The organism is Kitasatospora sp. NPDC051984 (assembly GCF_044593455.1).
Lineage (GTDB): Bacteria > Actinomycetota > Actinomycetes > Streptomycetales > Streptomycetaceae > Kitasatospora.
In genome coordinates, this window is the sequence record NZ_JBIUCB010000008.1 from 93,916 (window position 1) to 116,176 (window position 22,261).

22 protein-coding genes and 7 tRNA genes are annotated in these 22,261 nt (G+C 71.3%); 18 read left to right on the forward strand and 11 right to left on the reverse strand.

All coding sequences use genetic code 11. The annotated features are described in order from the left end of the window. Positions 1 to 24: 24 nt before the first annotated feature. From ACIHEI_RS18005 to ACIHEI_RS18025, 5 genes are all read right to left on the reverse strand, one after another. Positions 25 to 96: transfer RNA gene (locus ACIHEI_RS18005), tRNA-Val, on the reverse strand. Between the two features lie 33 nt (positions 97 to 129). Beyond that, positions 130 to 204, reverse strand: a tRNA-Val gene (locus tag ACIHEI_RS18010). 35 nt (positions 205 to 239) lie between these two features. Beyond that, positions 240 to 311: transfer RNA gene (locus tag ACIHEI_RS18015), tRNA-Val, on the reverse strand. Between the two features lie 37 nt (positions 312 to 348). Then, a tRNA-Cys gene (locus ACIHEI_RS18020) sits at positions 349 to 422 on the reverse strand. Between the two features lie 66 nt (positions 423 to 488). Continuing rightward, positions 489 to 561 (reverse strand) — tRNA-Gly (locus ACIHEI_RS18025). Positions 562 to 863: 302 nt separating this feature from the next. On the opposite strand from ACIHEI_RS18025, the gene ACIHEI_RS18030 reads away from it, so the two are divergent. From ACIHEI_RS18030 to ACIHEI_RS18040, 3 genes are all read left to right on the forward strand, one after another. Continuing rightward, positions 864 to 1,880, forward strand: a complete 1,017-nt coding sequence (locus ACIHEI_RS18030) for a chorismate-binding protein (RefSeq protein ID WP_396607444.1) — start codon at positions 864 to 866, stop codon at positions 1,878 to 1,880. Positions 1,881 to 1,900: 20 nt separating this feature from the next. Next, complete coding sequence (locus tag ACIHEI_RS18035) at positions 1,901 to 2,719, forward strand: aminotransferase class IV (protein WP_396607307.1); 819 nt, start codon at positions 1,901 to 1,903, stop codon at positions 2,717 to 2,719. Positions 2,720 to 2,782: 63 nt separating this feature from the next. Beyond that, complete coding sequence (locus tag ACIHEI_RS18040; protein WP_396607308.1) at positions 2,783 to 3,625, forward strand: GNAT family N-acetyltransferase; 843 nt, start codon at positions 2,783 to 2,785, stop codon at positions 3,623 to 3,625. A gap of 54 nt (positions 3,626 to 3,679) precedes the next feature. Here the strand turns inward: ACIHEI_RS18040 and ACIHEI_RS18045 are convergent, their stop codons facing one another. The 3 genes from ACIHEI_RS18045 to ACIHEI_RS18055 all read right to left on the reverse strand — a co-directional run bounded on the left by ACIHEI_RS18045 (position 3,680) and on the right by ACIHEI_RS18055 (position 5,480). Next, the gene (locus ACIHEI_RS18045) at positions 3,680 to 4,168 is read right to left on the reverse strand and encodes a DsbA family protein (RefSeq protein ID WP_387642945.1); all 489 of its coding nucleotides are present in this window, start codon (positions 4,166 to 4,168) and stop codon (positions 3,680 to 3,682) included. Positions 4,169 to 4,225: 57 nt separating this feature from the next. Beyond that, positions 4,226 to 4,807 carry a CGNR zinc finger domain-containing protein gene (locus ACIHEI_RS18050; RefSeq protein WP_387642944.1) on the reverse strand — a complete coding sequence of 194 codons (582 nt, stop codon included), beginning with the start codon at positions 4,805 to 4,807 and terminating at the stop codon, positions 4,226 to 4,228. Positions 4,808 to 5,066: 259 nt separating this feature from the next. Further along, complete coding sequence (locus ACIHEI_RS18055; RefSeq protein WP_030056266.1) at positions 5,067 to 5,480, reverse strand: SsgA family sporulation/cell division regulator; 414 nt, start codon at positions 5,478 to 5,480, stop codon at positions 5,067 to 5,069. A 399-nt stretch (positions 5,481 to 5,879) separates the two neighbouring features. Here ACIHEI_RS18055 and ACIHEI_RS18060 point away from each other — a divergent pair. Both ACIHEI_RS18060 and ACIHEI_RS18065 read left to right on the forward strand, forming a co-directional pair. Beyond that, positions 5,880 to 5,951: transfer RNA gene (locus ACIHEI_RS18060), tRNA-Val, on the forward strand. Between the two features lie 213 nt (positions 5,952 to 6,164). After that, positions 6,165 to 6,236, forward strand: a tRNA-Val gene (locus tag ACIHEI_RS18065). 62 nt (positions 6,237 to 6,298) lie between these two features. Here ACIHEI_RS18065 and ACIHEI_RS18070 read toward each other — a convergent pair. Then, on the reverse strand, positions 6,299 to 7,072 hold the full coding sequence (locus ACIHEI_RS18070; protein ID WP_396607309.1) for an exonuclease domain-containing protein: 774 nt from the start codon (positions 7,070 to 7,072) through the stop codon (positions 6,299 to 6,301). 257 nt (positions 7,073 to 7,329) lie between these two features. On the opposite strand from ACIHEI_RS18070, the gene thrS reads away from it, so the two are divergent. Both thrS and ACIHEI_RS18080 read left to right on the forward strand, forming a co-directional pair. Further along, positions 7,330 to 9,309: a threonine--tRNA ligase gene (gene thrS, locus ACIHEI_RS18075; RefSeq protein ID WP_396607310.1), complete on the forward strand. Its 1,980-nt coding sequence runs from the start codon at positions 7,330 to 7,332 to the stop codon at positions 9,307 to 9,309. An 82-nt stretch (positions 9,310 to 9,391) separates the two neighbouring features. Next, a complete protein-coding gene (locus tag ACIHEI_RS18080) occupies positions 9,392 to 9,949 on the forward strand; it encodes an HIT domain-containing protein (RefSeq protein WP_043908607.1) in 558 nt (185 codons plus the stop codon). A gap of 74 nt (positions 9,950 to 10,023) precedes the next feature. Here ACIHEI_RS18080 and ACIHEI_RS18085 read toward each other — a convergent pair whose 3' ends face one another. Next, positions 10,024 to 11,667, reverse strand: coding sequence for a hypothetical protein (locus ACIHEI_RS18085; protein WP_387642941.1), 1,644 nt, complete (start codon positions 11,665 to 11,667; stop codon positions 10,024 to 10,026). A 165-nt stretch (positions 11,668 to 11,832) separates the two neighbouring features. On the opposite strand from ACIHEI_RS18085, the gene ACIHEI_RS18090 reads away from it, so the two are divergent. Next, positions 11,833 to 12,255: a thiol-disulfide oxidoreductase DCC family protein gene (locus ACIHEI_RS18090; RefSeq protein WP_392954796.1), complete on the forward strand. Its 423-nt coding sequence runs from the start codon at positions 11,833 to 11,835 to the stop codon at positions 12,253 to 12,255. A 4-nt stretch (positions 12,256 to 12,259) separates the two neighbouring features. Here ACIHEI_RS18090 and ACIHEI_RS18095 read toward each other — a convergent pair whose 3' ends face one another. Beyond that, a complete protein-coding gene (locus ACIHEI_RS18095) occupies positions 12,260 to 14,275 on the reverse strand; it encodes an elongation factor G (RefSeq protein WP_396607311.1) in 2,016 nt (671 codons plus the stop codon). A 127-nt stretch (positions 14,276 to 14,402) separates the two neighbouring features. Here ACIHEI_RS18095 and pgsA point away from each other — a divergent pair, with 127 nt between their 5' ends. From pgsA to ruvA, 10 genes are all read left to right on the forward strand, one after another. Beyond that, positions 14,403 to 15,059, forward strand: coding sequence for a phosphatidylinositol phosphate synthase (gene pgsA, locus ACIHEI_RS18100; RefSeq protein WP_396607445.1), 657 nt, complete (start codon positions 14,403 to 14,405; stop codon positions 15,057 to 15,059). Beyond that, positions 15,056 to 15,961: a phosphatidylinositol mannoside acyltransferase gene (locus ACIHEI_RS18105; RefSeq protein ID WP_396607312.1), complete on the forward strand. Its 906-nt coding sequence runs from the start codon at positions 15,056 to 15,058 to the stop codon at positions 15,959 to 15,961. The genes pgsA and ACIHEI_RS18105 overlap by 4 nt, the downstream gene beginning before the upstream one ends. After that, complete coding sequence (locus ACIHEI_RS18110) at positions 15,958 to 17,130, forward strand: glycosyltransferase family 4 protein (RefSeq protein WP_396607313.1); 1,173 nt, start codon at positions 15,958 to 15,960, stop codon at positions 17,128 to 17,130. The genes ACIHEI_RS18105 and ACIHEI_RS18110 overlap by 4 nt, the downstream gene beginning before the upstream one ends. 27 nt (positions 17,131 to 17,157) lie before the next feature. Next, positions 17,158 to 17,520 (forward strand): isomerase, encoded by a 363-nt coding sequence (locus tag ACIHEI_RS18115; protein WP_387642936.1) that lies wholly within the window; start codon positions 17,158 to 17,160, stop codon positions 17,518 to 17,520. Between the two features lie 20 nt (positions 17,521 to 17,540). Further along, positions 17,541 to 18,086, forward strand: coding sequence for a hypothetical protein (locus ACIHEI_RS18120; protein ID WP_387642935.1), 546 nt, complete (start codon positions 17,541 to 17,543; stop codon positions 18,084 to 18,086). A 159-nt stretch (positions 18,087 to 18,245) separates the two neighbouring features. Next, positions 18,246 to 19,157 (forward strand): pyridoxal 5'-phosphate synthase lyase subunit PdxS, encoded by a 912-nt coding sequence (pdxS, locus tag ACIHEI_RS18125; RefSeq protein WP_073817016.1) that lies wholly within the window; start codon positions 18,246 to 18,248, stop codon positions 19,155 to 19,157. Positions 19,158 to 19,280: 123 nt separating this feature from the next. Further along, a complete protein-coding gene (gene pdxT / locus ACIHEI_RS18130; protein ID WP_387642934.1) occupies positions 19,281 to 19,889 on the forward strand; it encodes a pyridoxal 5'-phosphate synthase glutaminase subunit PdxT in 609 nt (202 codons plus the stop codon). Between the two features lie 91 nt (positions 19,890 to 19,980). Continuing rightward, the gene (locus tag ACIHEI_RS18135; protein WP_014134592.1) at positions 19,981 to 20,736 is read left to right on the forward strand and encodes a YebC/PmpR family DNA-binding transcriptional regulator; all 756 of its coding nucleotides are present in this window, start codon (positions 19,981 to 19,983) and stop codon (positions 20,734 to 20,736) included. Between the two features lie 121 nt (positions 20,737 to 20,857). Next, complete coding sequence (ruvC, locus tag ACIHEI_RS18140) at positions 20,858 to 21,532, forward strand: crossover junction endodeoxyribonuclease RuvC (protein ID WP_392954788.1); 675 nt, start codon at positions 20,858 to 20,860, stop codon at positions 21,530 to 21,532. 37 nt (positions 21,533 to 21,569) lie between these two features. Continuing rightward, positions 21,570 to 22,181 carry a Holliday junction branch migration protein RuvA gene (gene ruvA, locus ACIHEI_RS18145; RefSeq protein WP_387642932.1) on the forward strand — a complete coding sequence of 204 codons (612 nt, stop codon included), beginning with the start codon at positions 21,570 to 21,572 and terminating at the stop codon, positions 22,179 to 22,181. Positions 22,182 to 22,261 lie beyond the last annotated feature (80 nt).

A 22,261-nucleotide genomic window follows, 5' to 3' on the forward strand; every position in this document is an offset into this window, starting at 1 on the left:
GAAGATCAAAGATCCGAAGATCAGTGCGCGATACTGGGATTGAACCAGTGACCCCTACCGTGTCAAGGTAGTGCTCTCCCGCTGAGCTAATCGCGCGGGGGTGTCAGGCGCTCCGAGGAGCCTTGCCTGTGGTGCGCGATACTGGGATTGAACCAGTGACCCCTACCGTGTCAAGGTAGTGCTCTCCCGCTGAGCTAATCGCGCGGGGATGATCCGAAGATCAAAGATCCGAAGATCAGTGCGCGATACTGGGATTGAACCAGTGACCCCTACCGTGTCAAGGTAGTGCTCTCCCGCTGAGCTAATCGCGCAGGGAGGACCACCCGGTCGAAACCGGGTGATACCTCTTGGAGGTGGAGACGGGATTTGAACCCGTGTACACGGCTTTGCAGGCCGTTGCCTCGCCTCTCGGCCACTCCACCAGGGCAACATACGAGGAACGATCTTACCTGTTCCTCTTGGAGAACGACCTTACCTGTTCTCCGTCGAGCGGACGACGAGATTCGAACTCGCGACCCTCACCTTGGCAAGGTGATGCTCTACCAACTGAGCCACGTCCGCCTGTCTCCTTGGAAGCTCTTCCGGTTTTTCCCGGCTGCGCTCCCTGGCGACGTGTTGAACTCTAGCGGATCCCCGGCCCAGCTGAAAAATCCGTTCCCGCAGCGTGGCGCGGGGGTGGCCGCCGGATGCCCAAGCGTCGGGCTCGGCCGGAGCGTTCCAGCAGGCCTCCGACCTAGACTTTCGGTACCGGGGCGATCCCCCGGCGCCCACGCCCGCGCCCGCGCGGGCGCAACGGGCAGCACCGCAATCCGCGCAGGAGAACCGTGTCCGGCCGCACCGCCCCGCTCAGCCCCCACCAGCCGATGGCCCGCTTCGCCGGACGCCTCGCCACCGGCCTGCGGGAAGTCACCCACGACCCCACCGCCCTCGACCGCTGCGGATTCTGGGCCGTCGCCCACGACTTCGAGGGCCGCCTTACCTGCGCCCGGTTCGACGACGTCCGCCCCGACCCGGCCCCGCCGGCCACCCACAACTGGCACGGCCCCGCCCCGGACAGCTGGCACACCTCCCTCGACGCCGACGCCTACCGCGCCGGAGTGCGCCGCATCCGCGAACACATCGCCGCCGGCGAGGTCTACCAGGCCAACCTCTGCCGGGTGTTGAGCGCACCCCTGCCCGACCCCGGGCGCACCGACATCGACGCCCTCACCGGCCTGCTCGCCGCTCACAACCCCGCGCCGTACGCGGGAACGATCCGGCTCCCCGAGCACGGCATCGAAATCGCCACCGCCTCACCCGAGCTGTACCTGAGCCGGCACGGCCGCACCGTCCGCTCCGGCCCGATCAAGGGCACCGGCCGCACCGAACACGACCTGCTCGACAAGGACCACGCCGAGAACGTGATGATCGTCGACCTGGTCCGCAACGACCTCGGCCAGGTCTGCGACACCGGCACCGTCACCGTCCCCGACCTGTGCGCCGTCGAGAAGCACCCCGGCCTGGTCCACCTCGTCTCCACCGTCGAAGGACGTCTGCGCGCCGACGCGGGCTGGCCGCAACTGTTCGACGCGACCTTCCCGCCCGGCTCCGTCACCGGCGCCCCCAAGAGCAGCGCGCTGCGCATCATCCGAGACCTGGAGACCGCCCCCCGCGGCCCCTACTGCGGCGCCATCGGCTGGGTCGACGCCGACCGCGGCGAGGCCGAACTCGCCGTCGGAATCCGCTCGTTCTGGATCGAACGGGACAGCGGCCGGCCCGTCCTCAAATTCGGTACCGGCGCCGGAATCACCTGGGACTCCGACCCGGACCGCGAATGGCACGAAACCGAGCTCAAAGCCGCCAGGCTGGTGGCGATAGCCTCCACCGGCAGCCCCGCCTGAGCGCAAGGAGTACGACGCCGATGATCTGGGTCAACGGAACCCTCACCACCGAGGACGAGGCCACCCTCTCCGTCCTCGACCACGGACTCACCGTCGGCGACGGCGTCTTCGAAACCGTCAAGGCCGAGCACGGCCAACTCTTCGCACTCACCCGCCACCTCGACCGCCTCACCCGCTCCGCACGCGGCCTCGGCCTCCCCGACCCCGACCACGACCAGGTCCGCGAGGCCTGCGCCGCCGTCCTCGCCGCGAAGCCGCTCCCGCTCGGCCGCCTGCGCATCACCTACACCGGCGGCCGCGCCCCCCTCGGCTCCGAACGCGGCGACGGCGCACCGACGTTGGTCGTCGCCCTCGGCTCCGCCACGCGCCGCCCCGACACCACCGCCGTCGTCACCGTCCCCTGGCGCCGCAACGAACACTCCGCCGTCACCGGCTTGAAGACCACCTCCTACGCCGAGAACGTCATCGCCCTCGCCGCCGCCCACCGCGCCGACGCCAGCGAAGCCCTCCTCGCCAACACCGCCGGCCAACTCTGCGAAGGCACCGGCTCCAACGTCTTCCTGGTCCTCGACGGGCGCCTCCTCACCCCCACCCTCTCCTCCGGCTGCCTGGCCGGCATCACCCGCCAACTCGTCATCGACTGGACCGGCGCCGAAGAGACCGACGTCCCCCTCGAGGCCCTCGCCGAGGCCGAAGAGGTCTTCCTCACCTCCACCCTCCGCGACGTCCAGGCCGTCACCCGCGTCGACTCCCGCACCCTCCCCGCCATCGGCCCGGTGACCCGCAAGGCGACGGAGATCTTCGCCGACCACGCGGCCCGGAACACCGACCCCGTCTGAAGCACATTCCCGGCGGGCAGTGTGGGACGGTAGAAGCCCAGTGGGGGAGGGAAGGGGGCTGGTATGACAACCACGTTGCGACCGGACGGGGCCGAGGAGGCCGCGGCCAACGACGGGCGGACGCGGCGCTGGCACATCATGGTGAACGGACACCCGGTGGGCGGCCTGCGGACGACCGCCTGGCCCGGGGAAGGGTTCTGCCCGGGCGAGATCAGCGAACTCGAGGTCACCGAAGGACGGCGTCGCGGCCGCGGCACCGTCGCCGCGCTCGCCGCCGAAGAAGTGCTGCGCTCCTGGGGCTGCACCCGGGTCGACATCACGGTGCCCGCCGACGCGGAGGCTGGCCTGCGGCTGGCCCACGCCCTCGGCTACGTCGAGCGGATGCGCAACATGATCAAGCCGCTCGACGAACTCCCGCAGCTGCCAGCAGGATTGACGGACCGCCGGATCGGCCCGGAACAGTACCCCGCCTGGGAGCAGGCCGCGGTAGCGGGCTACCGGCAGGACCTGATCGACTCCGGTCTCGGCGCCGCCGAAGCCACCGCGAAATCGGAGCACGACCACCAGCGCGCCCTGCCGGACGGCCCGGACACCCCGGACACCGCGCTGCGCCAACTCCTCGACGCCGACGGGAACGTGCTCGGCTGCCTCTGGGTCGCCCTCCGCCTGAACAGCCTGCCGGACGGCCGCCCGCTGGCCTGGGTGATGCTGGTCGAGGTCGCCCCCGAGCAGCGCGGCCACGGCCACGGCCGCACCCTGATGCGGCTCGCCGAACGCGAGTGCCTCGCCGCAGGCGTTCACGACCTGGGGCTCAACGTGTTCTCCGACAACGGCGTGGCGGTCGCGCTCTACGAATCGCTCGGCTACCGGGTCACCCTGCGCAGGCTCAGCAAGTCACTGCTCTGAGCCCGGCCGCTCCGGGAAAGCCCGACCGCCCCGCCGTCACGGACGCCGGGGCGGTCAGCCGCCCAGCAGCTCGACGATGCGCTCGCGCAGCCCGTCCTGGGACTTGCCGCCGTCCAGCCGCTTGCCGGCCACCACGTACGTCGGGGTGCCCGAAACACCGATCGCCCGGCCCTCGGCCACGTCCGAGTCGACCAGCAGCATGTGACGGCCGTCGATCAGCGCGGTGTCGACCTCGTCCGCGTCCAGCCCGACCGACCCGGCGATCTCCACCAGCACCTGCGCCCCCCCGCGCTCCACGTCCTCGATCCGGGCCAGCAGCGCCTCGACGAACTCCCAGCCGCGCCCCTGCTCGAACGCCTCGGTCGCGGCCTCCGCCGCCGGGTACGCGAACTTGTGCTTCTCCAGCGGGAAGTGCCGCAGCTCGACGGTCAGCGCGTCACCGAAGCGGTCACGCAGCGCGCGGATGTCCGCCAGCGCGGTACGGCAGTCGGGGCACAGCAGGTCGCACCAGAATTCGACACGGGGCAGGGGGGAATCGCTCATGCCCCAAGTCTCCCAGGTCCACACCCCGACCCCGGCCCCGACCAGCCCGGGCGGACGTCAGCGTCCGGCCGCCGCCACCGCCCCGGCCTCCGCCGAGCGCTGCCGGGCCCGGTACGCGGCCACGTGCAGCCGGTTGCCACAGGTGCGGCTGTCGCAGTAGCGGCGGGAGCGGTTGCGGGACAGGTCGACGAACACCCGGGCGCAGTCCGGCGCCTCGCAGCGGCGCAGCCGCTCCAGCTCGCCCGCCATCACGATGAACGCCAGCGCCATGCCGAGCTCGGCGGCCAGGTGCCGGCCGACCGCGGCGTGCGGCGCGAAGTAGTGGATGTGCCAGCCGTGGTGGTCGTGGTTGGTCAGCCGCGGCGTCGTCCCGGCGTCGGCGACCAGCGCGTTGACCAGTTCCGCGGCCTGCTCGACCGTGCCGGCCGAGAACACCTCGCGCAGCCGGTCGCGCAGCTCGTGCACCGAGGCCAGGTCGGCCGGACCGAGCGAGTCGATCTCGCTGATCTCCTGCCGGACCACGAAGCCGCTCAGAGCCGCCACATCGGGTAGCTGCTCGCTGCCGCAGGCCTCCGGCGCGGTGTTCAGCAGCTCCACCAGGATGCTCAGCGCGCACTCGGTGTCATGGGTGATCAGCACGTGGGAACTCCTCACGCGGCGGCGGCCCGTGGACCGCCGCGTCGGTCAACGCGGGGCCCGACTCTACCGGCCCGGGCCGCCGTTCGGGCCCTGGACGCGGCTTAGCCCCGGACGTCCGCTCCGGTAGGAGGGAACGCCCGGGGCCGGGCCCCGAGGCCGCCGGCGGGCGGCAGTGAACTGCGACCGTGCCCCCGAGTAGGACGGTGCGCATCGAGGCGATCCCGCCGCCGCGCGACGGCGGGCCGTAACTCGTTCGGGTTCAGCTCTCGGCGAGGATGTGGGACAGCTCCCGGTCGAGGTCGAAGTGACGGTGTTCGGTGCCGGGCGGCACCGCGGCGTCCGTCCGCTTGAGGAAGGACTCAAGCGCCCGGGCCGGGGCCTCCAGCAGTGCCTCTCCTTCCGGAGAGCTCAGGGCGATGCAAACCACGCCTTGACCATGGCTGCGGGACGGCCACACCCGGACGTCGCCGGTACCGGTCGGTCGGTGCAGCCCCTCCGCGAGGAGGTCGCGGGCGAACACCCACTCCACGGTCTCGTCTGCTCCGGTGTGGAACGTCGCATGCACGGCATAGGGGTCGGCAGTGTCGTAGCGCAGGCCCGCGGGGACGGGCAGTGAGGACTCGCTGGACACGATGAGGCGCAGGTGCAGCTCGCAGCTGACCGTGGTGTTCATAAGCGCCAGGGCCTTTCGCTCAGTGTGCGCTCGGGGAATCGCACGTCGGCGAACGGACCATCCCACCTGAAAGCCCGGTGTAAACCCGTCTGTCCCGATTCCGGTGCGAGTCGTACCCCTTCCGGCGCATTGCGGAATCCCCCGAACGGCCCGACCGGCTGCCGACCGGCCCGGTAACGCCACGGATTACCGGCGGTCGCACCGGACCTGCGGCCGGACGGCTGGAGGAACACACGAAGCTGCCGCCGCCGGACCCGCCCGGAGCGTCGCCCCGTCCACGACCTCCACCGGCCGGCCCGCCGACTCCGCTGGTCGGGGCCCGGGACGCGGACCGGGCGCGACGGGGGGCGGGGGTGGTCGGAGCACCCGCGCAGATGGGGTAATGTTCTTTCTGCACCCGGGCGATTAGCTCAGCGGGAGAGCACTTCGTTCACACCGAAGGGGTCACTGGTTCGATCCCAGTATCGCCCACCGGAATGCAAAGGCGCGGGGCTCCGACTTGTTTATCAGGTCGGGGCCCCGCGCCTTTTCCGTGTTCCCCGGCCCGAGTTCTGACGGGCATTCAACTGGCCCGCCCGGCACGGAAGCCATTCAACGGACGTGCCCGGCACGGGATCTGGGGGGCCGTCGGGGAACCGATTGGATACCCGGGCCCAAGTGGTGCTACTGTTCATCTCGTTGCCCGGGCGATTAGCTCAGCGGGAGAGCACTTCGTTCACACCGAAGGGGTCACTGGTTCGATCCCAGTATCGCCCACCGAGCACAACGCGGAAGGCCCCGACCACCAGGTCGGGGCCTTCCGCGTTGCTGTCGTCCCGTCAGGCCGCCAACTCGCAGGCGTGGCCCGGCTCCAGGCGCTCGCCGCACCGGCATCGGGTCGGCCGCAACGGCCACGCCGTGTCCACCCGCTCCGGGGTACCCGCCCGCTCGAACCAGCGCTCCAGACCACGGGCCTGCGACGCGTGCCACACCGCCTGCCGCAGATGCAGCTCCGCCGGGGACAGCCCGCCCAACCGCTCCGAGTGCCGGGACGCCACCGCCCGCACCAACTCCAGTGCCGCCAGCGCGTCCGCCGCCGCGTCGTGCGCACCCACCAGCGAAACCCCGTAATGCCCGCACAGGTCAGTCAGCGTGCGCCGGCCCTTGCGGTAGCGGTCCACCTGCTTGTCCAGCACCCGCGGATCCAGCACCAGCAGCTCCGCGCCGCCCAGCACCTCCGTCAGCGAACCCGCCCCGTGCCGACGCAACTCCCGGTCCAGCAGCGTCAGGTCGTACGGGGCGTTCATCACCACCAGCGGCACCCCCGCGCGGGACTGCTCGGCCAGCGCGAGCGCCACCTCCACCGCCACCGTCCGCGGCGGACGGCCGTGCGCCCGTACCCGGTCGTCGGAAATGCCGTGCACGGCCCGGGCCTGCTCCGGGATGGGCACACCCGGATTCGCCAGCCAGCTGCGGACGGCGGCCGCCCCGCCCGGGGCGTACTGCACCACCAGGGCGGCCGAGACGATCCGATCCCGCTCGACATCCACACCCGTGGTCTCGGTGTCGAAGGACGCCAGCGGACCGTGAAACCAGGAACGGAGCTGTTGCATGACGCCCCCTCAGACGCCGCGCGAACCCTTGCCGGGCGGCGCTGCCACCGAGGACCAGCGGAGCGCCGCGCCGTGTCCAAGTGATACCGCAGTTGACGGAAAGTCAACCGTCCCGGATGCCCCCTTCGTGGCAGAAAGTGATCGAACGATCACCGCGGCCGCCACGGGCCTCGGCGACAGGGACCCGGCCCGGCTCGGTACCATGCACAACGCAGCGGTTGTGCTGCGCCCCATAGCCAGAACGTCAGGAGAGACCGGTGACGGACGTCCGGATCATCATCAACCGCGAACCCGATCGGGAAGAGCGCGTGGTGACCACGGGCACTACGGCCGCCGAGCTCTTCGCCGACGACCGCGCCGTGATCGCCGCCCGCGTCGGCGGCCAGCTCAAGGACCTCGCCTACGCGGTCCAGGACGGCGACGAGGTCGAGCCCGTCGAGATCTCCAGCCCCGACGGCCTCGACATCCTGCGCCACTCCACCGCGCACGTCATGGCCCAGGCCGTCCAGCAGGTCTTCCCCGAGGCCAAGCTCGGCATCGGCCCGCCCGTCCGCGACGGCTTCTACTACGACTTCGACGTCGAGAAGCCGTTCCACCCGGACGACCTCAAGACCATCGAGAAGCGCATGCAGGAGATCATCAAGCGGGGACAGAAGTTCTCCCGCCGCGTGGTCACCGACGAGGCCGCCCGCGAGGAGCTCGCCAAGGAGCCCTACAAGCTCGAGCTGATCGGCCTCAAGGGCTCCGCCGCCACCGCCGGCGAGGGCGCCGACGTCGAGGTCGGCGCCGGCGAACTCACCATCTACGACAACCTCGACCCGAAGACCGGCGAGGTCTGCTGGGGCGACCTCTGCCGCGGCCCGCACCTGCCCAGCACCCGGCACATCCCGGCGTTCAAGCTGATGCGCTCCGCCGCCGCGTACTGGCGCGGCAGCGAGAAGAACCCCATGCTGCAGCGCCTCTACGGCACCGCGTGGCCCACCAAGGAAGAGCTGAAGGCCCACCTCGACTTCCTCGAGGAGGCCGCCAAGCGCGACCACCGCAAGCTCGGTACCGAGCTCGACCTGTTCTCCATCCCCGAGCAGATCGGCTCCGGCCTCGCCGTCTTCCACCCCAAGGGCGGCATCATCCGCCGCACCATGGAGGACTACTCGCGCAAGCGGCACGAGGAAGAGGGCTACGAGTTCGTCTACACCCCGCACGCCACCAAGGGGAAGCTGTTCGAGACCAGCGGCCACCTCGACTGGTACGCCGACGGCATGTACCCCCCCATGCAGCTCGACGAGGGCACGGACTACTACCTCAAGCCCATGAACTGCCCGATGCACAACCTGATCTTCGACGCGCGCGGCCGCTCGTACCGTGAACTGCCGCTGCGCCTCTTCGAGTTCGGCACCGTGTACCGGTACGAGAAGTCCGGCGTGGTGCACGGCCTGACCCGCGCCCGCGGCTTCACGCAGGACGACGCGCACATCTACTGCACCCGCGAGCAGATGGCCGACGAGCTGGACCGCACGCTGACCTTCGTGCTGGACCTGCTGCGCGACTACGGTCTGAACGACTTCTACCTGGAGCTGTCCACCAAGGACCCGGAAAAGTTCGTCGGCAGCGACGACGCGTGGGAAGAGGCCACCGCCGTGCTGGCGAGCGTGGCCGAGAAGCAGGGCCTGCCGCTGGTGCCGGACCCGGGCGGCGCGGCCTTCTACGGCCCGAAGATCTCGGTCCAGGCGCGGGACGCGATCGGCCGCACCTGGCAGATGTCGACCATCCAGCTCGACTTCAACCTGCCGGAGCGTTTCGAGCTCGAGTACACCTCGGCGGACGGCTCGCGGCAGCGGCCGGTGATGATCCACCGTGCGCTGTTCGGCTCGATCGAGCGCTTCTTCGCGGTGCTGCTGGAGCACTACGCGGGCGCCATGCCGCCGTGGCTGGCCCCCGTCACCGTGACCGGCATCCCGATCACCGACGAGCACGTGCCGTACCTGCTGGAGGTGGCGGCCGAGTTGAAGAAGCACGGGATCCGGGTGGACGTCGACACCTCGGACGACCGGATGCAGAAGAAGATCCGCAACGCCCAGAAGTCGAAGGTCCCGTACATGCTGATCGCGGGCAACGACGACGTGGAGGCGGGCGCGGTGTCGTTCCGGTACCGCAACGGTGAGCAGAAGAACGGCGTGCCCCGTGACGAAGCGATCGCCGAGATCGTTGAAGCGGTGCGGAGCCGGGTCCAGGTCTGATACCGGTAAGCCGATGTGACCTGCGGGGCAGTCTCCTTCGGGAGTCTGCCCCGTACTGCTTGGTTCGCGAGGTGCGGAGCATATGCTGGCGGGCATGACGAGTGAGCCGGAACTGCAGCGGGGCGTGGGGGAGCCGGACGGCTTCCGTCGCCTGTGGACACCCCATCGGATGGCGTACATCCAGGGGGAGAACAAGCCCACCGGGCCGGCTCCGGACGACGGTTGCCCGTTCTGTTCGATCCCGAAGCTGAGCGACGAGGACGGGCTGATCGTGCAGCGCGGCGAGTCGGTGTTCGCGGTGCTGAACCTGTACCCGTACAACGGTGGGCACTTGATGGTGGTGCCGTACCGGCACGTGGCGGACTACACCGAGTTGGACGGGCCGGAGACGGCGGAGCTCGGGGAGTTCACCAAGAAGGCGATGACGGCGCTGCGGGCGGCGTCGGGGGCGCACGGGTTCAACATCGGGATGAACCAGGGTGCGGCGGCGGGGGCCGGGATCGCGGCGCACCTGCACCAGCACGTGGTGCCGCGCTGGGGCGGGGACACCAACTTCATGCCGGTGGTGGGGCACACCAAGGTGCTGCCGCAACTGCTGGCGGACACCCGGAAGGTGCTGGCCGAGGTGTGGCCGGTTTGATGCGGTGACGGACGAACGGCAGGGGCCGTGCGGGAGCAACTCCCGCACGGCCCCTGCCGTCTGTGTGCCCGGGATTATCCGGCGTCGTACTTGTCCGCGCGGAACGGGCGGGTGCCCTGCATTTCGGCGCGGATGATGTTGGAGCGGCCGGCGATCCGGTCGGTGGCGACGTCGTGCTCGTCGAGGAACTCGACGACGGCGGCGTGGATCAGGCCGACCACGGGGGTGGGGATGTACAGCGCGTCGTCGGACTTGAAGCGGCTGTTCCAGGCCGGGTCGGCCCAGGCCTGGCGCAGGCACAGGGGTTCGGGGAGGCCGATGGAGCCGCCGAGCCACTTCTGCAGGCTGGGGATCTTGTGGAACGGGGCCCGGACGGCCTGCCGGACGATCTCGTCGTCGGTGACGACGGGGAGTTGGACGGTGCGGTTCTCCCAGAACCGGAGGGTCTTGGGGACGTCCTTCTCCGGGGTCTTGGGCTTGGAGCCGAAGTAGCCGGCGATCGGGCCGAGCGCGTGCGCGGTGGCGGTGACCTGGAGGCTGTGCGAGAGGACCATGATGCTGACCACCACGGTGGTGACCAACTGGCCCTTGTGGAGCACGAATTGGACGGCGATGCGGTGCCGGGTGTCGTTGCCGACGCTCTGCTTGTTGGCGAGTTCGGAGACGGCGAAGTCGCGCATCCGGTCGCCGTCCATCTCGGCGCCGGAGGGGCGGCCGATCTCGTCGGCGCCCTCGCCGGTGTCGAGTACCACCCAGTGGCTGATCTGCGGCTTGGGCAGGCCGCCGTTGGGGACGTCGCTGCCGCTGAGGGCGCCGAGGCGGTCGGTGATCCGGCGGGCGAGGTCCCAGACGTGGAAGGTGCGGAAGTCGGGGTGGCCCTCGGCGGGGCGGAGGTCCTCGCGCAGCGACCACTCGGCCCAGCGGGCGCCGATGCCGAGGATGCCCTTGGGGCCGGCGTAGTGCTGGACGTTGGTGTTCTGTTCGCGGGAGAGGCGCTCGAGGCCGGCCCGGAGCTCGTTGGCCTTCTTGTCGAGGTCGTCCTTGGGGACGGCCTTGGGGACGATCGCGGCCACCGCGCTGCCGCCGACCAGGTCGCCCCAGCGGGCGCGCTGCTGCATCACGGAGGTGATCACGGTGCGCCTGGCGAGGTACCAGCCGAGGACCGGGCCGATCATCACCACACGGCAGTACAGGCCGAGCAGGCCGTGGGCCGGCGGGCGGATCGCCAGAAACACGGTGAGACCGGCGGCGACCAGCAGGGCGAGCGTGCCGATCAGCCCGTCCTTGGCGGCGGACTTCTTGGTGCCGAGCCAGGCGCGGGCCTGGTACGCGGCGAGCCAGACCAGCGTGCCGGGCAGGAAGAGCAGGCCGCAGACCGCGGTGAGGGTGGCGAGCCGGCGGTCGCGGGCCTCGCGCAGGTCCTGGGCGGCGAGGCAGTGCTCGACGACCATGCGGACATCGGTGCCGTGCGAGGGCACTATCGGTTTGCGGCCGCCACCGAGGGTGCGGTCGATCAGGGCGCGGCTGAACGCCTCGCCGGCACTTGGCCGGAACAGGGCGAACTTGCCCGGCTTGACCGAGACTCCGGCGAGCGCTTCCAGTTCGTTGTAGTCGCCGGTGCGGTAGGCGGCGGAGGAGAACGCCTGGGTGACCGCGGTCTGATGACCGACGTCCGTCCGTGGTACCTGTGCGCCCGGCGTCATGTCGAGCTGAGTCACCTGAGCAGCTCCTCCTCCCCTGATGGTCTGCGGCAGGTTACCGCGTAGCGGCCTGCCCGTGCGGATCATCAACTGATCCTGGGTCACATCTCGGCCGTGAAAGCCGGTTTCGGGGAGATGTTGCCCCGCGGCGGGGACTTCGACGCACGGGTTTAGGATCGCGCCATGACGAGTGCCTTCGCACCGGAGCCGGTGCTGGTTTTCGACGGTGATTGCGCGTTCTGCTCGAGCTGTGTGCGGTGGGCCGAGCGCTACCCGCGGCAGAGCCTGTCCTCGGCCGGGTGGGAGGCGGTGGCGTTCCAGTTCGCGGATCTGGACGCGCTGTCGGAGTTCACCGGCGGGCAGGTGACGGAGGAGCGGGCCGCCCGCGAGGTGTTGTGGATCACGCCGGACCGCAAGGTGTACGGCGGCGCGCAGGCGGTGGCGCGGCTGTTGATGCGGTCGGGCGGGCTGTGGGCCTGGGCGGGCGGCCTGCTGGCGCTGGCCCCGGTGCGGCCGCTCGCGGAGGTGGCGTACCGCTGGGTGGCGCGGCACCGGCACCAGATGCCCGGCGGCACCAAGGCGTGCGCGCTGCCGCGCCGTTCCTGAGTCGTCACCCCGTGGTGGCGAGCTGGGCCGCGAGGTGCGTGGGCATCGGGGCGTGGCGCAGGTAGCTGCGGGTGAACTGGCCGGTTCCGTGCGACAGCGAGCGCAGGTCGAGCGAGTAGCGGGTGAGTTCGAGTTCGGGGACTTCGGCGCGGACCAGGCTGAGTCCCGGTCCGCCGATCTCGGTGCCGAGGACGTGGCCGCGGCGGGCTGACAGGTCGGTGAGGACGGCGCCCTGGTACTCGTCGGGGAGCAGCACCCGGACTTCGTCGACGGGTTCCAGGACCCGTACGTCGGTGTGGTCGGCGGCTTCCTTGAGGGCGAGTGCGGCGGCGGTCTGGAAGGCGGCGTCGGAGGAGTCGACGGAGTGCGCCTTGCCGTCGGTGAGGGTGACCCGGACGTCGGTCATCGGGTGGCCGTGCAGGCCGTGGGCGAGTTGGGCGCGGACGCCTTTCTCGACGGACGGGATGAAGTTGCGCGGGACGGAGCCGCCGACGACCTGGTCGACGAATTCGAAGCCGCCGCCGGGCAGGGGTTCTACGGTGAGGTCGCAGATCGCGTACTGGCCGTGGCCGCCGGACTGTTTGACGTGCCGGCCGTGGCCGCTGGCGGGGGCGGCGAAGGTCTCGCGCAGGGCGACCTCGTAGGGGACGGTCTCGACGTGAACGCCGTGCCGGCCGGCGAGCCGGTCGAGGGTGACGGCGAGGTGGGCCTCGCCGGTGCACCACAGGACGAGCTGGTGGGTGTCGGGGTTCTGTTCGACGCGCAGTGCCGGGTCCTGGGCGGTGAGCCGGCCGAGGGCCTGGGAGAGCTTGTCCTCGTCGGCCTTGGAGCGGGCCTGGACGGCGGTGGGCAGCAGGGCTTCGGGCAGCGGCCAGGGCGGTAGCACGGTGTGGTTGGTGCCGAGGGTGTCGCCGGTGCGGGCGGTGCCGAGTTTCGCGACGGTGACGAGGTCGCCGGCGACGGCCTGCGGGACGGGGCGCAGCTGGTGGCCGAAGGGGCTGTGCAGGGCGGTGAGGCGCTCGTCGGTGCCGTCGGGGAGGTGGGCGGTGGTGTCGGGGCGCAGCGTGCCGGTGAAGATCCGCAGCAGGCTGAGGCGGCCGAGGTAGGGGTCCTCGCCGGTCTGGACGACCTGGGCGGTGAAGGGGGCGTCGGGGTCGGCGGCGGGGAGGCCGTCGGCGCGGTCGGCGGGGGTGGGGAAGGCGGTGGCGACCAGGTCGAGGAGGGCGTCGCAGCCGGTGCCGTCGGGGGCGGTGGCGAGGACGGGGTGCAGGGTCCCGGCGAGGAATTCGCGGCGGAGTCCGGCGGTGAGGGCGGCGGTGTCGAGGTCGGCGCCGTCGAGGTAGCGCTGCATCAGGGCGTCGTCCTCGCCGGCCAGGGCTTCGACCAGGCGGGCGCGTTCGGCGGTGAGGTCGCCGGGGTCGTCGGGGCGGCCGTAGGTGCGGCCGGTGAGCAGCTCGGTGGTGCCGTGCAGGTGGCCGTCGCGCAGGTCGGGGTGGTGGAGCGGGCGGATGGTGTCGGGGGTGCCGAGGGTGTCCTGGAGCATCCGCAGGACGTCGTCGAGGCGGACCCGGGTGGTGTTGAGGTGGGTGAGGGCGAGGGCGCGCGGCAGGTGGGCGGCCTCGCACTGCTGCCACAGGGCCTGGACGGGGCGGGCGACGGTCTCGTCGGCGGCGGAGTGGACGAACACGGCGGCTTCGGCGGCGCGCAGGGCGGCGTGGAGTTCGCCGGCGAAGTCGGCGTAGCCGGGGGTGTCGAGCACGTTGACGGTGAGGTCCTGCCAGGGCAGCGGGAGCAGCGCGAACTGGACGGAGCGCTGCTGTTGGTGCTCGATGTCCTCCCAGTCGGCGGCGGTGGTGCCGTCGGGGACGGTTCCGGGCCTGGTCAGGGCGCCGGCGGTGACGGCGAGGGCTTCTGCGAGGGTGGTCTTGCCGGCTCCGGCCGCCCCGACCAGGGCGAGGTTGCGGAGCCGGCCGGGTCGGTCGGCGGGCGTAGTGGGGGAGTGGGCTGTCCGGTCCGGCATGGCTGGCCTCCTGCCGCTCGATCAGCGTGGATACCATTGTCCAGCCGGGCGGGGCCATCCGCGCGGCCGCCCGGCGGGCAAGCGGCTCGCGGGTGCCAATCCGAAGAGCGGAGCGGACCGGAAGGCCATGCTCAACAAGTACGCGCGTGGCTTCTTCACACGTGTCCTCACCCCGTTCGCGGCGATGCTGCTGCGGTGGGGTGTCAGTCCGGATGCTGTCACGCTGATCGGAACGGCCGGTTCGGTGGCCGGTGCCTTGGTGTTCTTCCCGCGCGGGGAGTTCTTCTGGGGCACGATCACCATCACACTTTTCATTTTCTCCGACCTGGTGGACGGCAACATGGCCCGCCAGGCGGGCCGGTCCAGCAAGTGGGGTGCGTTCCTGGACTCCACGCTCGACCGGGTCGCCGATGCGGCGATCTTCGGCGGTCTGGCGATGTGGTACGCCGGCAAGGGCGACAACAACGTGCTGTGCGCGGTGGCGATGTTCTGTCTGGCCAGTGGCCAGGTGGTGTCGTACACGAAGGCGCGCGGTGAGTCGCTGGGCTTCCCGGTGAACGTGTCGGGGCTGGTGGAGCGGGCCGAGCGGCTGGTGATCAGCCTGGTGGCGGCCGGTTTCGCGGGTCTGCACAAGTTCGGGGTGCCGTACATCGAGTGGCTGCTGCCGGTCGCCCTGTGGGTGGTCGCGGTGGGCAGCCTGGTGACGGTGGCGCAGCGGATGCTGACGGTGCGCCGGGAGTCGGCGGAGCTGGAGGCGGCGGGCGCCGTCAAGGGGGGCGAATGAAGGAGCGGTTGGTCGACGCGGCCTACGCGGCCGGCTGGGCGGGGCTGAAGCATCTGCCGGAGCGGATGGCCCGCGGCCTGTTCAACACCATTGCCGATGTGGCGTGGCGGCGGCAGGGCAAGGGGGTCCGGCAGCTGGAGGCCAACCTGGCCCGGGTCCGGCCGGATGCGGACGCGGCCCTGCTGCGGGAGTTGTCCCGGGCCGGGATGCGGTCGTACATGCGGTACTGGATGGAGTCGTTCCGGCTGCCGACCTGGAGCCGGGAGCGGGTCTCGCGGGCGATAACGGTGAAGAACCTGGATCAGCTGAACGAGGCGATGGCGGCGGGGCGCGGCGCGGTGCTGGCGCTGCCGCACATGGCGAACTGGGACCTGGCGGGCGCGTGGATCGCGTCGGCGGGCGGGTTCCCGTTCACCACGGTCGCGGAGCGGTTGAAGCCGGAGTCGCTGTTCGACCGTTTCGTGGCGTACCGGGAGAGCCTCGGCATGGAGGTGCTGGCGCTGACCGGCTCCAGCGTGTCGGTGGTGGGGACGCTGGCGCGGCGGCTGCGGGAGGGCAAGTTGGTGTGCCTGGTCGGTGACCGGGATCTGTCGGATGCCGGGATCCAGGTGGACTTCTTCGGCGAGCCGACCCGGATGCCGGCCGGCCCGGCGGCGCTCGCGCAGCGTACGGGTGCGGCGCTGTTCCCGGTGACGCTCTGGTACGACGGGCCGATGCTGCGTGCGGAGGTGCACCCGGAGGTGGTGCCGTCCGGCGAGGGGGAGCGGCAGGAGCAGGTCGCGGTGATGACGCAGGCGATGGCCGATGTGTGGGCGGAGTCGATCCGTGAGCACGCGGTGGACTGGCACATGCTGCAGAAGCTGTGGCTGTCGGATCTGAGGCCGCGGAGGGCCGAGTCGTGAGGATCGGCGTGGTCTGCCCGTACGACTGGGACGTGCCGGGCGGTGTGCAGTTCCACATCCGGGACTTGGCGGAGCATCTGATCCGGCTCGGTCACGAGGTGTCGGTGCTGGCTCCGGCGGAGGACGAGGAGGCGCTGCCGCCGTACGTGGTGTCCGCGGGGCGGGCGGTCGCGGTGCCGTACAACGGGTCGGTGGCGCGGCTGAGTTTCGGCATTCTGTCGGCGGCGCGGGTGCGGCGCTGGCTGCGCGAGGGCCGGTTCGACGTGCTGCACGTGCACGAGCCGAACTCGCCGTCGCTGTCGATGCTGGCGGCCTGGGCGGCGTCCGGGCCGATGGTCGGGACGTTCCACACCTCGAACCCGCGCTCGCGGGCGATGCTGGCGGCCTCGCCGATCCTGCAGCCGGGCCTGGAGAAGATGTCGGGCCGGATCGCGGTGTCGGAGTACGCGCGGCGCACCCTGGTGGAGCACCTGGGCGGCGACGCGGTGGTGATTCCGAACGGTGTGGACGTGCGGTTCTTCGCGGACGCCGAGCCGGACCCGAAGTGGCAGGGTGGCGCGGCCGACGGCGGGCCGGGCACCATCGGCTTCATCGGCCGGATCAACGAGCCCCGCAAGGGCCTGCCGACGCTGCTGGCGGCGCTGCCGCGGATCCTCGCCGAGCGCCCCGGGGTGCGGCTGCTGGTGGCCGGCAAGGGCGACGAGGAGGAGGCGGTGGCCGGTCTGCCCGCCGAGGTGCGGGCCCGGATCGAGTTCCTCGGCATGGTCTCCGACCGGGACAAGGCCCGGCTGCTGCGCAGTGTCGACCTGTACGTGGCGCCGAACACCGGCGGCGAGTCGTTCGGCATCATCCTGGTCGAGGCGATGTCGGCGGGTGCGCCGGTGCTGGCCAGTGACCTGGACGCGTTCCGCCAGGTGCTGGACGGCGGCGCGGCCGGTGAACTGTTCCCGGTGGAGGACGCGGACGCGCTGGCCGCCGCCGCGGTCAAACTGCTCGGCAGTCCGGAACGGCTGGCGGCGCTGCGCGAGGCCGCGTCCCGGCACGTGCGGCGTTTCGACTGGGAGACCGTCGGCGCGGAGGTGCTGTCGGTGTACGAGACGGTCACCGACGGTCGTCCTCCGGTCGCCGAGGCCGAACCGTCCGGCTGGCGTACGCGTCTTGGTCGCTGAACCACCCTGCTCGCGAGAGGTACCACCATGCCGCTGATCACCGTCGACTACACCGACCGGCTCGCCGACTGCCTGGACCGGCGCGGCTTCGGGCTGGCCCTGAACCGGCTTGCGGTGAAGCTGATCGACGCCAAGCCGGAGGCCTGCAAGACCCGCTTCCGGCGGACCGAGGAGGCGGTGGTCGGCGCGGACGCCGAGACGTTCGCGCTGGTGGTGATCGAGTTCGAGATCTTCCCGGGGCGTTCGGCGCAGGCCAAGGCGGCGCTCGCCGAGGCGGCGGTGGCCGCGCTGCCCGAGTACCTGGGGGCGGATCCGGGGGCGGTGCAGGCGGCCGTGTCGGTCACCGAGACCGACTCGGACTCCTACCGCTCGGCGGTCTTCGGCGGCTGAGCCGGGTACCGTAACGCCCCGTGACTAACTGGATCTGGGGCCTCGCGGCCGTCGTACTGTTCGCCGTCTACCTGAGCTGGACGGCGGGCAGGCTCGACCGCCTGCATGCCCGGATCGACGCGGCCCGGGCCTCGCTGGACGCCCAGTTGCTGCGCCGGGCCTCGGTGGCGATGGAACTGGCCACCTCCTCGCTGCTCGACCCGGCCGCGTCGATCCTGCTGCTGGAGGCCGCGCACGGGGCGCGGCAGGCGCAGGACGAGCAGCGCGAGGTGGCCGAGAGCGAGCTGAGCATCGCGCTGCGCGCCGTGCTGGACGAGCCGGCGCAGGTGGCGGCGCTGCGGGCGGCGCCCGGCGGCGAGGAGGCGGTGCGCGACCTGGTGGAGGCGGTGCGCCGGGTGCCGATGGCGCGGCGTTTCCACAACGACGCGGTGCGGGCGGCCCGCGCGGTGCGCGAGCACCGGCTGGTGCGCTACTTCCGGCTGGCGGGCCGGGCGCCGTTCCCGATGGCCTTCGAAATGGACGACGAACCGCCGACCGCCCTCACCCCGGAGGGGGCTCCCGCGTAGGCTGGGTGGCGCTGATCCCCCCACTGTTACCCGCCCGTCGTGCTCTGGCCTGTTTGTCGTATGCCGTGTTTTGCGCTGGACCATGTGGCGTATGGGTCCGGACCCCCTCGGGCCTACGATAGGTCGATAGCACCGGTTCATCTCTGAGTGAGGTCTTACGTGTCCACCACCCCCACCACCGCAGACCAGCCGCAGATCGGTACCGCCCGGGTCAAGCGCGGCATGGCCGAGCAGCTCAAGGGCGGTGTGATCATGGACGTGGTCAACGCCGAGCAGGCGAAGATCGCCGAGGACGCCGGCGCGGTCGCCGTGATGGCCCTGGAGCGCGTGCCCGCCGACATCCGCAAGGACGGTGGCGTGGCCCGGATGTCCGACCCGAACATGATCGAAGAGATCATCGACGCGGTCTCCATCCCCGTGATGGCCAAGTCCCGCATCGGCCACTTCGTCGAGGCCCAGGTCCTGCAGTCGCTCGGCGTCGACTACATCGACGAGTCCGAGGTGCTGACCCCGGCCGACGAGATCAACCACTCCGACAAGTGGGCCTTCACGACCCCCTTCGTCTGCGGCGCCACCAACCTGGGCGAGGCCCTGCGCCGCATCGCCGAGGGCGCGGCCATGATCCGCTCCAAGGGCGAGGCCGGCACCGGCAACGTGGTCGAGGCCGTCCGCCACCTGCGCCAGATCAAGAACGAGATCGCCAAGCTGCGCGGCTTCGACAACAACGAGCTGTACGCCGCCGCCAAGGAGCTGCGCGCCCCGTACGAGCTGGTCCGCGAGGTCGCCGAGCTCGGCAAGCTGCCGGTCGTGCTGTTCTCCGCCGGTGGCGTCGCCACCCCGGCCGACGCCGCGCTGATGCGTCAGCTGGGCGCCGAGGGCGTGTTCGTCGGCTCCGGCATCTTCAAGTCGGGCGACCCGGCCAAGCGCGCCGCCGCCATCGTGAAGGCCACCACCTTCTTCGACGACCCGAAGATCATCGCGGACGCCTCCCGCAACCTGGGCGAGGCCATGGTCGGCATCAACTGCGACACCCTGCCGGAGTCCGAGCGCTACGCCAACCGCGGCTGGTAAGACTCGCGGGCCTGCCCGGCCCGTGCCTCCCGGCTCCGGCCCGCCGCGCGAGCAATCGGCGCGGCGGGCCGCTCCGTGGGCTTTTGCGGCCCGTAGTTCGAGATGAAGAGGTAGTGACAAACCGTGAGCACCCCCACCATCGGTGTCCTCGCCCTGCAGGGCGACGTCCGTGAGCACCTGGTGGCGCTGGCCGCCGCCGACGCGCTGGCCCGGCCGGTCCGCCGCCCCGAGGAGCTCGCCGAGGTCGACGCCCTGGTGATGCCCGGCGGAGAGTCCACCACCATCTCCAAGCTGGCCGTGCTGTTCGACGTGATGGACCCGCTGCGCGAGCGGGTCCGGGCCGGCATGCCGGTCTACGGCACCTGCGCCGGCATGATCATGCTGGCGGACAAGATCCTGGACGGCCGCGACGACCAGGAGACCGTCGGCGGCATCGACATGACGGTCCGCCGGAACGCCTTCGGCCGGCAGAACGAGTCCTTCGAGACCGCCATCCCGTTCGCCGGCATGGCCGAGCCGGTCACCGGCGTGTTCATCCGCGCCCCCTGGGTCGAGTCGGTCGGCGCGGGCGTCGAGGTGCTGGCCGAGGTGCCGGCCGCCGACGGCCCGGACGCCCGGATCGTGGCGGTCCGCCAGGGCAACCTGCTGGCCACCTCCTTCCACCCGGAGCTGACCGGCGACCACCGCGTCCACGAGTACTTCGTCCGCATGGTCGAGGCCGCCGCGCGCTAGGCGCGACGTGGTGACCGTGTGCCACCTCCCCGTGCGGCACCGGTAAGATCTCCCCTGTTCATTTCCCATTGGCGACGAAAAGGAGCTGGCGATGTCCGGCCACTCTAAGTGGGCTACCACCAAGCACAAGAAGGCCGCGATCGACGCCAAGCGCGGCAAGCTCTTCGCCAAGATGATCAAGAACATCGAGGTGGCGGCTCGTACCGGCGGCGGCGACCCCGCGGGCAACCCGACGCTCTACGACGCCATCCAGAAGGCGAAGAAGAGCTCCGTCCCGATCGACAACATCAACCGGGCCGTCAAGCGCGGCTCCGGTGCGGAGGCCGGCGGCGCCGACTACTCGACGATCATGTACGAGGGCTACGGCCCGAACGGCGTGGCCGTCCTGATCGAGTGCCTCACCGACAACCGCAACCGCGCGGCCTCCGACGTCCGCGTCGCGATGACCCGCAACGGCGGCAACATGGCGGACCCGGGCTCGGTGTCCTACCTGTTCAACCGCAAGGGCGTCGTCATCGTCCCCAAGGCCGACGGCGTGGACGAGGACAAGATCCTGGACGTCGTGCTGGACGCCGGCGCCGAAGAGGTCAACGACCTCGGCGAGGCCTTCGAGGTGATGTCCGAGGCCACCGACATGGTCGCGGTCCGCACCGCCCTGGTCGACGCGGGTATCGACTACGACTCCGCCGACGCCAACTTCGTTCCCAGCATGCAGGTCGAGCTGGACGCCGACGGCGCCCGCAAGATCTTCAAGCTGATCGACGCGCTGGAGGACAGCGACGACGTGCAGAACGTCTTCGCCAACTTCGACGTCTCGGACGAGATCATGGCCGAGCTGGACGCCTGAGTCCCGCTCCGCTTTCCCCGCCCGGTGGCTGCTCGCGGCCGCCGGGCGGAAGCGTGTCCGGGGACGGTTGTCCGTGGCCAGGGGTAGCCTTCCCGGGTCGGAGAGAGGTGGGGCAGGGCTCGTGCGAGTACTGGGTGTGGACCCTGGGCTGACCAGGTGCGGCGTCGGGGTCGTCGAGGGGCTGCCCGGGCGGCAGTTGACGATGCTCGGCGTGGGCGTCGTACGGACGCCGCCGGGGGACGACCTCGGGCCGCGACTGCTCGCCGTCGAACGCGGGCTGGAGGAGTGGCTCGACCGCTACTCGCCCGAACTCGTCGCCGTCGAGCGGGTCTTCGCGCAGCACAACGTCCGCACGGTGATGGGCACCGCGCAGGCCTCGGCCGTCGCCGTCCTGTGCGCGACCCGCCGCGGGATCCCGGTCACCCTGCACACCCCCAGCGAGGTCAAGGCCGCCGTCACCGGCTCCGGCCGGGCCGACAAGGCCCAGGTCACCGCCATGGTCACCCGCCTCCTCCGGCTCGACGCCCCGCCCAAGCCCGCCGACGCGGCGGACGCCCTCGCCCTCGCCATCTGCCACATCTGGCGCGGCGGCACCACCAACCGCCTGACGGCGGCCATTCGCGCGCACGAGAGCGGAAAGTGGCACAGCGGCGGAGGGGTGCGCAGTCAGGGGCGCGGGGAGCTGCGCGAAGCGGAAGACGGCATCGGGCAAGATCCGCCCGAGCAGCAGCCAGTTGCACCCCGGGCGGCGTACGGCAGAGTGCCTGGCCGGTCGCGCACTTCCACGCGCCCCTGACGGGTGCTTAGTACAGCAAGGAAAGGAACGACGTCACGTGATCGCCTTTGTGCAGGGGCCCGTCGCGGTGGTGGGGGCCGGGGTGGCCGTGGTGGAGGTCGGGGGAGTGGGGATGGCGGTGCAGTGCACGCCGAACACGCTGGCGACCCTGCGGGTGGGGGAGGTGGCCCGGCTGGCGACGTCTCTCGTGGTCCGTGAGGACTCGCTGACGCTGTTCGGTTTCGCGGACGACGACGAGCGCGCGACGTTCGAGGTGCTGCAGGCGGCGCCGGGCGTGGGGCCGAAGCTGGCGCAGGCGATCCTGGGGGTGCACTCGCCGGAGGCGCTGCGGGTCGCGGTGGCGGGCGGTGACGAGAAGGCGCTGATCGCGGTGCCGGGGATCGGCAAGGCGAAGGCGGCGAAGCTGCTGCTGGAGTACAAGGACAAGCTGGGCGCCCCGCACGGGACGGTGCCGGCGCAGAAGCCGGTCGCGACCGGCCCGGCGCCGTGGCACGAGCAGCTGCATTCGGCGCTGGTGGGCCTGGGCTACGCTCCGCGGGAGGCGGACGAGGCGGTGGCCCGGGTGACGCCGGACGCCGACGCGCAGGGCACGCCGGACGTGGGCGCGCTGCTGCGCCTCGCGCTGCGCGGGCTGAACCGCGCCCGCTGACCGGCGTCAGAGCAATCTGACGATCCGTCACCAAGTCGACAATCGACACGACCGACGACCAGCCGATGGGGAGCCGTTTT